At 56.9% G+C, this 8,464-nt stretch carries 6 protein-coding genes and 1 pseudogene; 6 read left to right on the top strand and 1 reads right to left on the bottom strand.

What is annotated here, in order from left to right:
* The first annotated feature begins 1,096 nt into the window (after positions 1 to 1,096).
* The 6 genes and pseudogenes from G6N73_RS33340 to G6N73_RS33315 form a co-directional block, all read left to right on the top strand.
* Entirely contained in the window at positions 1,097 to 1,852 is a 756-nt protein-coding gene (locus G6N73_RS33340; protein ID WP_165034179.1) for an SDR family NAD(P)-dependent oxidoreductase, read from the top strand.
* 253 nt (positions 1,853 to 2,105) lie between these two features.
* Positions 2,106 to 3,716: a flavin-containing monooxygenase gene (locus G6N73_RS33335; protein WP_165034178.1), complete on the top strand. Its 1,611-nt coding sequence runs from the start codon at positions 2,106 to 2,108 to the stop codon at positions 3,714 to 3,716.
* A gap of 59 nt (positions 3,717 to 3,775) precedes the next feature.
* Positions 3,776 to 4,507 carry an SDR family oxidoreductase gene (locus G6N73_RS33330; RefSeq protein WP_165034177.1) on the top strand — a complete coding sequence of 244 codons (732 nt, stop codon included), beginning with the start codon at positions 3,776 to 3,778 and terminating at the stop codon, positions 4,505 to 4,507.
* The gene (locus G6N73_RS33325) at positions 4,504 to 5,235 is read left to right on the top strand and encodes an SDR family oxidoreductase (RefSeq protein ID WP_165034176.1); all 732 of its coding nucleotides are present in this window, start codon (positions 4,504 to 4,506) and stop codon (positions 5,233 to 5,235) included. Before G6N73_RS33330 ends, G6N73_RS33325 begins: the two co-directional genes overlap by 4 nt.
* 401 nt (positions 5,236 to 5,636) lie before the next feature.
* Positions 5,637 to 6,818 (top strand): serine hydrolase domain-containing protein, encoded by a 1,182-nt coding sequence (locus tag G6N73_RS33320; RefSeq protein ID WP_165034175.1) that lies wholly within the window; start codon positions 5,637 to 5,639, stop codon positions 6,816 to 6,818.
* A gap of 635 nt (positions 6,819 to 7,453) precedes the next feature.
* Positions 7,454 to 8,090 (top strand): annotated as a pseudogene (locus G6N73_RS33315) (IS3 family transposase); the annotation flags it as partial.
* Between the two features lie 161 nt (positions 8,091 to 8,251).
* Here G6N73_RS33315 and G6N73_RS36570 read toward each other — a convergent pair.
* Positions 8,252 to 8,464, bottom strand: a 213-nt coding sequence (locus G6N73_RS36570; protein WP_206079232.1) for a hypothetical protein, incomplete at its 5' end; no start/stop codon positions are given.

Raw genomic sequence — 8,464 nt, 5'->3', positions numbered from 1 at the left:
AAAAGTCGATACTATCGCCCTCATCTAGCAAGAACATCTTATCCTCGATAGTAAAGTCGAGTTGCCCTTTGCTGACAAAGCCAGCCTCCGTCCTCGATGCGAGTAAACCAAGTCACCCGATGTAGCTCCCGCTTAAAATGTACAGAGAAGCAATCAAGCTGCCCAGCCATCGAATGGGGGAGTAGCTCATCGCGTATTCTCGAATCAAAGCGAAGTGATCGCGTCCTGCCGTCACGTCCGATCACGGAGCTTTCTTCATCTCCTGGCCCCTCAGGGTCTGGGAAGAACCAGCTGATGTTAACAGAGCACCCTGCAAGCTCGTTCAATGCGCGGATCGAGGGTATGGCCAGCTCGCGCTCGAGTTGGCTGAGATACCAACTGAAAGGCCTGTGCTATGGGCCAAATCTCCAAGACATCGACTTTGCTTTTCGCAACTCCCCTATCGGGAGCCGAAAACGGCAGGGTCATCCGTGCGCCAAAACCGGGCCGATTTTCGGCGTCTCCCAAACTGTCATTGGAATGCTGTTGACCCGTCTAATTTTCTACTCCATATTTTTACTCAGAAATAGCAAATCAGGCAATTATTATGATAAAAGCCACAGCGAACAACGTCGCAAGTCGCACAGAAGTCCTGCGTGCAGTCGGTTGCAGATTTTCGGACTGGAATTCTTCTTGGATCGGAAATGGCATGACATTTTTGGTTCCAAGTTGATCCACGTGGACGTTGATCCCGAAACCATCGGACGGAGCTATCCCGGCAGAGGTTGGTATTGCAGCCGATGTAAAATTGACGCTTGAGGACTTGGTAGCAGATATATCCGCGTCGAAATCATCAAGGATGACTAGTCGGCGAGCACAGTACCTAGACGATGAACCGCGAGAAAAGAAAATGGGCCAACATGCTGGCATCTCGGCGGGATAACAGTAGGAGGCCTGCCTCCATGCTCGCAATCTTGGCAATTCTACCTCGTGAAACAGTAGTACCCGTTGAGTCCGGACACTGCCAGGCCACGATGCCGATAGGGTGGAACTCAAGGACCCACTTGGGATCTATGGGTAACAATTGCCGCACTGAGAGAAGCGGTGACCAATCTCCATGACTATCAAACGAAACAAGATTGCCATCGTCACCGGCGGCGGCCGCGGCATCGGCCGTGCGATCGTCACGAGGCTCCGGAACGATGGTGCTCAAGTGGTCACATGCGGCCGCGGCGCACGGCCTCAGGACCTCGACGAGAGCGTGCTTTGGGTAAAGGCAGATGTCTCGAAGACCGAGGATGCAAAGCGGATAGTCAACGCGGCATTGGAGCTTGGGCCCATCTCCGTCCTGGTGAACAACGCTGGCATACAGGTCGAGAAAACCGTCCGTGACACCACGGACGATGATTGGTGCTGTGTTGTAGACGTCAACTGCAAGGGCGTCTTCAACATGTGCCGAGAGGTTCTCCCTGGAATGACCGAGGGCGGCGGCGCAATCATTAATCTCGGCTCCATCGCGGGTATCGTGTCCGAACCCTCTATGGCGATCTACAATGCTTCGAAGGCTTTCGTACATAGTCTGACCCGCTCGATCGCAGTCGATTACGGACCGACGGTACGGTGCAACGCAGTCTGCCCCGGATGGATTCTCACGGCGTTGTCCGAGAGCGCGTTCGCGTTGGCGAAGGACCCTGCAAAAGCGAAAGCCGATGCGCTGGCCCGTCATCCTGCGCGCAGGTTCGGGAGGCCGGAAGACGTGGCAAATACGGTCGCCTGGCTGGTCTCCGATGAATCGGAGTTCGTGACCGGTCAATGCTTTACAATCGATGGAGGACTCACAGTCGCCTCGCCAATCCAACCTGGATTATTTTGACGACTGAGTCCAAATCACTGCGGTTTTAGATCGCCGCGCCGCAGTATAAGTTCGTCTGTATCATTGAACGCGACCGTCAAAGCTCCACTGCATTAGCGAAAACCGGCATCAGACAATCGCGACTGGAATAACAGGGGGGGGGCGTGTTCCTGATTTGTTCCGGAGGGGGTGCCTCTAGGCATATTTCGCCAACACTCACCTCGCGTTAATATCCAAACACAGTAAAAACCTTTCTCCAACCTTGGATAGAAATATGGAAGATCGTGATGTTGTAATTGTTGGTGCGGGTTTCGCCGGCATGTACATGCTCCACAAGATCCAACAAATGGGCATGTCGGTGACAGTTATTGAGCGCGGCGACGGCGTTGGCGGCACGTGGTACTGGAACCGGTATCCTGGCGCGCGCTGCGATGTGGAAAGCATGAGCTATTCTTATTCCTTCTCCGAAGATCTGCAGCAGGAATGGGTCTGGCCACAGCGCTACGCCGCTCAGCCCGAGATCCTTCGATATGCGAATCACGTCGCCGATCGCTTTGACCTGCGTCGGGATATCCTATTCGAGACCACTGTGACGAAAGCCGAGTACGATGAGGAAGCGAAGAGGTGGACCGTCCAGACTGAAACCGGAAGGACATTTCGTACGCGTTACTTGATCATGGCCACTGGTTGCTTGTCGGTACCCAAAGTTCCCGAGTTGCCTGGGCTGGATCGGTTCGCCGGGCGCGTGCTGCACACCGCCCATTGGCCGCACGAGGGGGTAGATTTCTCAGGCGTGACCGTCGGGATCATTGGCACCGGATCGTCCGGCGTGCAATCGATCCCCCTGATTGCGAAGCAGGCGCGGCATCTCACTGTTTTCCAGCGCACTGCGAACTTCTCGATTCCGGCCTGGAATGGTCCGATGCGAGCCGAACGCGAGGCGGAGATGAAACGGCGTTACGGCGCCCTTCGGCAGAGAGCGCGCACTTCCTACGCGGGTGACTACACATACGCGGACGAGGATATGGTCTCGATCCTTGAGCTCTCGCCGGAGGAACGCGAATTACAGTTCGAGAAGCGCTGGCAAGAGGGCGGCTTCCACTATCAGTATGCTTTCGGCGACTTGATGGTTTCGGAACAAGCAAACGAAATCGCGGCCGAGTTCGTGCGAGGCAAGATCCGCGCGACGGTCAAGAATCCGAAGGTGGCGGAGATCCTCTGTCCCAAAGATCACCCGCTCGGCTCGAAGCGCCTTTGCGTCGACAGCGAATATTACGAAACCTATAACCGAGACAATGTCAGCCTGATCGACATCAAGGCGGATCCGATCGTCGAGATTACCAAGAGCGGGCTTCGCACGCGCGAGGCCGACCATCGCTTCGACGCGTTGGTTCTGGCGACAGGGTTCGACGCCATGACAGGGGCGTTGACCAAGATTGACATCCGCGGACGCGGCGGCGTCTCGTTGAAGGAGCAATGGCAGGACGGACCGCGAACCTATTTGGGTCTAGCTGTGGCAGGCTTTCCCAACCTGTTCACAATCAATGGTCCGGGTAGCCCCTCAGTATTTGTCAACATGATTCTTGCCTGCGAACAGCACGTGGAGTGGATCAGTCGACTGATCGGACACGCAGAGGCGAGCCGCTGCATCGAGATCGAGGCCGGTGACGAAGCCCAGGAAGCCTGGACGCGTGAGCTGTCTGAAAGCGCCGACAAGACACTCTATGTCAAGGCAAACTCCTGGTACCTCGGCGCAAACATCCCGGGTAAACCTCGGATTTTCATGCCCTATGTTGACGGCTTTCATACCTATGCCAGCATCTGCGAAAATATGGCGAGCAAGGGGTATCCGGGGTTCCAACTCAGTTGCTTAGATAGGCTCTGACGGTCTTTCTCGATGGCAAATTGGACAGATTCGAATGACTAAACCTATGGGGAGAATAAATGCAGTCGGCGACACCAGTAGTCATTGTTACAGGCGGAAGCTCAGGCATTGGACTCGCCTGCTGTCGACGTTTCACCGCTGATGGCGCGACGGTGATCTCGGCGGATCTCAAGGAATCCCCTGAATGCACGGCAGCCGCGGAATGGATTGAGCTGGACGTAACTGATCCTATTCGCTGGCGAACTGTGGTTGAAAGTGTGCGAGTGCGCCACGGCCGTCTCGATGCGCTGGTAAACTCTGCCGGGATCGTGCTCGAAGGAACGGTGGAAAATACTCCGCTTGATCTGTGGCGCAAGGTCATGTCAGTCAATCTGTTTGGCACATTCTTGGGATGTCAGGCTGTGTTGCCTTTGATGCGTCAGAGCGGCGGAGGGGCTATCGTCAACCTGTCTTCAGTATCAGGAGTCAAGGGGGACGCTGAACTTGCCGCCTATGATGCGAGCAAAGGGGCTGTCCGCCTCCTAAGCAAAGATGTGGCGATCTTTTGCGCCCGCAAAGGCGATTCAATCCGATGCAATTCGGTTCATCCTGGCGTGGTCGATACTGCAATGGTGGCCAACTTTTTCGCTGAAGCAACCCTGACGCCGAAAGGGCAATGGGATGACAGTCAGCCAATCGGACGGCGTATCGCGCCCGATGAAGTCGCAAGTCTCATAGTGTGGCTATGCTCACCCGACGCCTCCTTCATTACCGGCGCCGAGTACGTGATCGACGGAGGGACGACAGCGTGATCCTGGCAAACAAGGTGGCAATCATAACAGGCGCAGCTTCGGGAATCGGTAAGGCTATCGCCGAACGCTTTCGCTCGGCAGGCGCCAGACTAGTTCTAGCCGATTTAGCAGCCATGCCTGAGCCAGGCTCGCATCAGATGGACGTTTCTAGCGAGAGCGACTGGATAAGATTGATTTCAGATGTTCTCACAGAGTGTGATCGTATCGATGTGCTTGTTAACGCCGCTGGCATCTCTCTGTCTAACGACACCATTGAAACCTGCACTTTTGAAACGCTCACAAAAACGTTTGACGTGAACCTATGCGGCACCTTTCTCGGTTGCAAGCATGTGATTGCTTCCATGCGGGATCAAGGCAGTGGTTCTATTGTTAACATCGGCTCGATCTTTAGCCGAGTTGCCGATGGAAAGTGTGCAGCCTACACCGCGAGCAAAGGAGGGGTGGGCATGCTGACCAAGTCGACAGCCCTTCACCTCGCCAAAACGGCCCCCGGTGTGCGATGCAACCAAGTGTCGCCGACCTTTACACTTACCCCTATGACGGAACAGTGGCTTGCAGAGCCTTCGCAAGGGGAGGTGCATCGCCGCACCTTGGAAAAGGCTCACCCGATGGGGCGGCTTGGCCAGCCTTGGGAGATCGCCGCGGCCACGTTGTTTCTCGCCAGCGATGAGTCGCGGGCCATCACCGGCGCGGACTTTGTAGTGGATGGCGGCTACACTGCACAATGAATAGTGACCATAAAATCAGGCTTTGTCGCAAACCGTCGTAGAGCTTGGCCTGAGGCATGGGAGTTCCTTCATTTCGAGGGGTGTTCATGTTTTCGGGCCGCCATTTCGGGGGCGTTCGTTGATCACGCCAAACGAATGATCTCAAAGACGAGGGCTTCGAACATCGAAGTCTCGCTGGAGGGTTGGCCTGAAGAACGCTTCCCATTTCACCCGAAGCTTCAAGAGAGTACACGGCCAAACGCCGTCTCAAGTAGGAGACAGCGCTGAGGCTCCCGAGAAGCGAGAATTGATCCGGCAGTGAAGAGCGCCTTCTTCGCCTATTTCCGCCTCGGCCTCGCTGTCGTGTTCGATGTCACAGGCTCTTCATTCCTACAAAGGACCCACCAGTTCACAAAATGGCAATGGGGGAAAATAACGATATGAGTCTGCGGGACGCGGTAGCCGCTGTAGCCAGCAGCGTGGAGAAGGGCGCACTCCCTGGCGCTGTCGTCCTGATCTCCGGCCCCAACCGGGCCGATGCGCAGGAGGTCATCGGGGCGAATAGCATCGCCGGGAATCCCATGCGCCTCGACACCCTGTTCCGAATCGCCTCGCTAACAAAGCCGATCGTCAGTGCCGCGGCGCTGCGGCTTATCGAGGCGGGCAAGCTGCAATTGCAGGACCCAATAGCCCAGACCCTGCCCGAATTGGCTTCGCTGAAGGTTCTGCGCACGCTTGGCCCTAGAAGCGACCGCATCGAGTCCGCTGCACGGCCATTGACAATCTTCGACCTGCTCACGCACACATCCGGCTTCGCCTATCCGATCACTGCCGAGGGTGTCTCCGCGCGGCTTCTTGGAGAATTCAACACCGAGTTCCTCCCGGGATGCTCGGAGAAGGACTGGTTGCGCCGGCTGGCCGAGGTTCCGTTGATGCATCAGCCCGGCGAGGCATACACTTATGGTTTTTCGACGGACGTGCTGGGCCTGATCCTCTCGCGTACTACTGGTCGTTCGCTCGGGGAATACCTGAACGACGCCTTGTTCGCACCTCTCAACATGTGTGACACCACCTTCCTCGTCAAACCTGAAAATTGGTCGAAGCTGGCCCACGCCTACACTACGGAGCCAGACGGCAGGCTGACCAGCATTCCGGCAGCACTCGACTGTCAGCATGCTTTGGAAACAGGCTTCGAATCAGGAGGAGCCGGACTTGTCTCGACGGCTGCCGACGTCCTCCGCTTCGCGCGCTTCCTGCTGGCGGGCCTCGATACGTCAGGAAGGCCGCTGTTGTCGGAGCACTCGATAAAGATGATGACCAGCAACCATCTCACCGCTGAGCAGCGACAGCGCCCCGCTTTCGGCGCTGCTGACTACTGGCGCGAGCAAGGCTTTGGGCTCGGACTCTCGGTGCTCGATCGCCCTAGCGGCAACCGGGCGAACTCGGCCGGCAGGTACGGCTGGGCGGGAATTTACGGGACATGGTGGAGCAACGCACCCTCGCATCGCCTGTGCGCGATCGTGATGACACAGGTGATGACAGGGAACGCCCCTCCCTCACATGAGGTTCAGTTCGAAGCGAATTTCGACAAGGCCTTGTCATGACGCTCGACAGCAGAGTTGTGCTAGTCACCGGCGGGAGTTCAGGCATAAGATCCGCCTTCTGCGACGACTTCGCCGCTAAGGCGCCGTGGTGATTGCCGCTGACATGAGGCCAGCCGCAACGGACCAGGCAGGAGTATCGCTGGCAAGGACCCTCGAGCGCGCCGGGTTCATCCGCAGACGGCCCGTCGTCGCACGCAGCATCGAACTCATCGTCGACCACAACAGCCTACCAAAGCTGCAGCCGATCCAACCAGTCATATCCTCTGTGCAGAGGTACTAGAATCATACGTTTTGCTTAATGGTCCTTTGATTCTAACATTCGCCGTTGACGTGGCCGGCATCAGCGGGATGCGAATGTTAGAACCGGACCAGCCTTTGAAACAAGCTGCAGCCCGCCGATCGGATCGGCGGTCGAGGCACTTGTACGGCGGATAAGAGATGCAAGAGGCGGGACTTGAACGTCGGTCAACAATCTCTCATCCGCGGGTCGGGCCGCATGACCTTGTTTCGTTTGGGGCTGCCTCTGTCTAGATGGTGCGCATCAACGCTCACAGAGCTGGCTCGGGAAAACTAGACAGTCGGGATAAGTGGAATTTCTGCCTGAGATCGGCATGATGCCGTGAACAGGAGAGACCATGAGCAGACGAGCGCGCCGGAACCACAGCCCGGCCTTCAAGGCGAAAGTGGCGCTTGCCACGATCAGGGGCGAGAAGACGCTTGCCGAACTGGCCGAGCAGTTTGACGTCCACGCCAATCAGATCACGTCCTGGCGTACGCAGCTTCTGGAAAGGGCAGCCGAAGTCTTCGGCGGCGACGGGAAGGCCGAAGCGCCGCCACCCATCGATGTGAAGGAACTCCACGCCAAGATCGGCGAGTTGACGCTCACGAATGATTTTTTAGCCGAAGCGCTCACCAAGGCGGGATTGCTGAGCGCAAGACGATGATCGACCGTAGGCACCCTTTGCCCGTCAGGAAGCAGGCTGCGGCCCTGGCATCAGCCGGGGGAGCGTCTATTATCTGCCGCGACCGGTTCCCGCCGCCGATCTGGCGTTGATGCTGCGGATCGACAGATTGCATCTGGATTACCCGTTCGCGGGCAGCCGGATGATGCGCGACATCCTCGTTCGCGAGGGCTTCGATGTCGGCCGGCTCCACGTCGCGACACTGATGAAGCGCATGAGGATCGCGGCAATCTATCGGCGCCCGAACACCTCGAAGCCGGCGCCAGGGCACAAGATCTACCCCTATCTGTTGCGCAAGCTGCCGATCACGTGCGTATTTCAGGCGATCGTGAGCACGGATTTCACCGCATCGTGAGCACGGATTTCACGGGATCATGAGCAACGATTTCAGACGATCGTGAGCAGCGATTTCAGAGGATCGTGAGCACCTTTTCGGAGGTGCGGGATGCTTCGGCCGACAACTCAACCAGTCTACAGGATGCCTCGTTCAAAACGAGGAAGCCTGATGCCAACCCAGAGATTGTCGATGCGCCGGATCAGAGAAGTTTTACGTCTAACACTACTTTGGCAGATTTTTGGCGGGCGAGCACTTTCAGGATTCCCAAGAGGCGTCTTCGGTGATTCATAGGAGGTCGGCTTTTGGAGGGGCCGGCCATGGATGGGAACTGGCAAACCGATCTCGAT

The sequence above is a fragment of the Allomesorhizobium camelthorni genome, from assembly GCF_011045125.1.
GTDB classification, from domain to species: domain Bacteria; phylum Pseudomonadota; class Alphaproteobacteria; order Rhizobiales; family Rhizobiaceae; genus Allomesorhizobium; species Allomesorhizobium camelthorni.
This window is presented reverse-complemented; position numbering and strand designations above follow the sequence as displayed.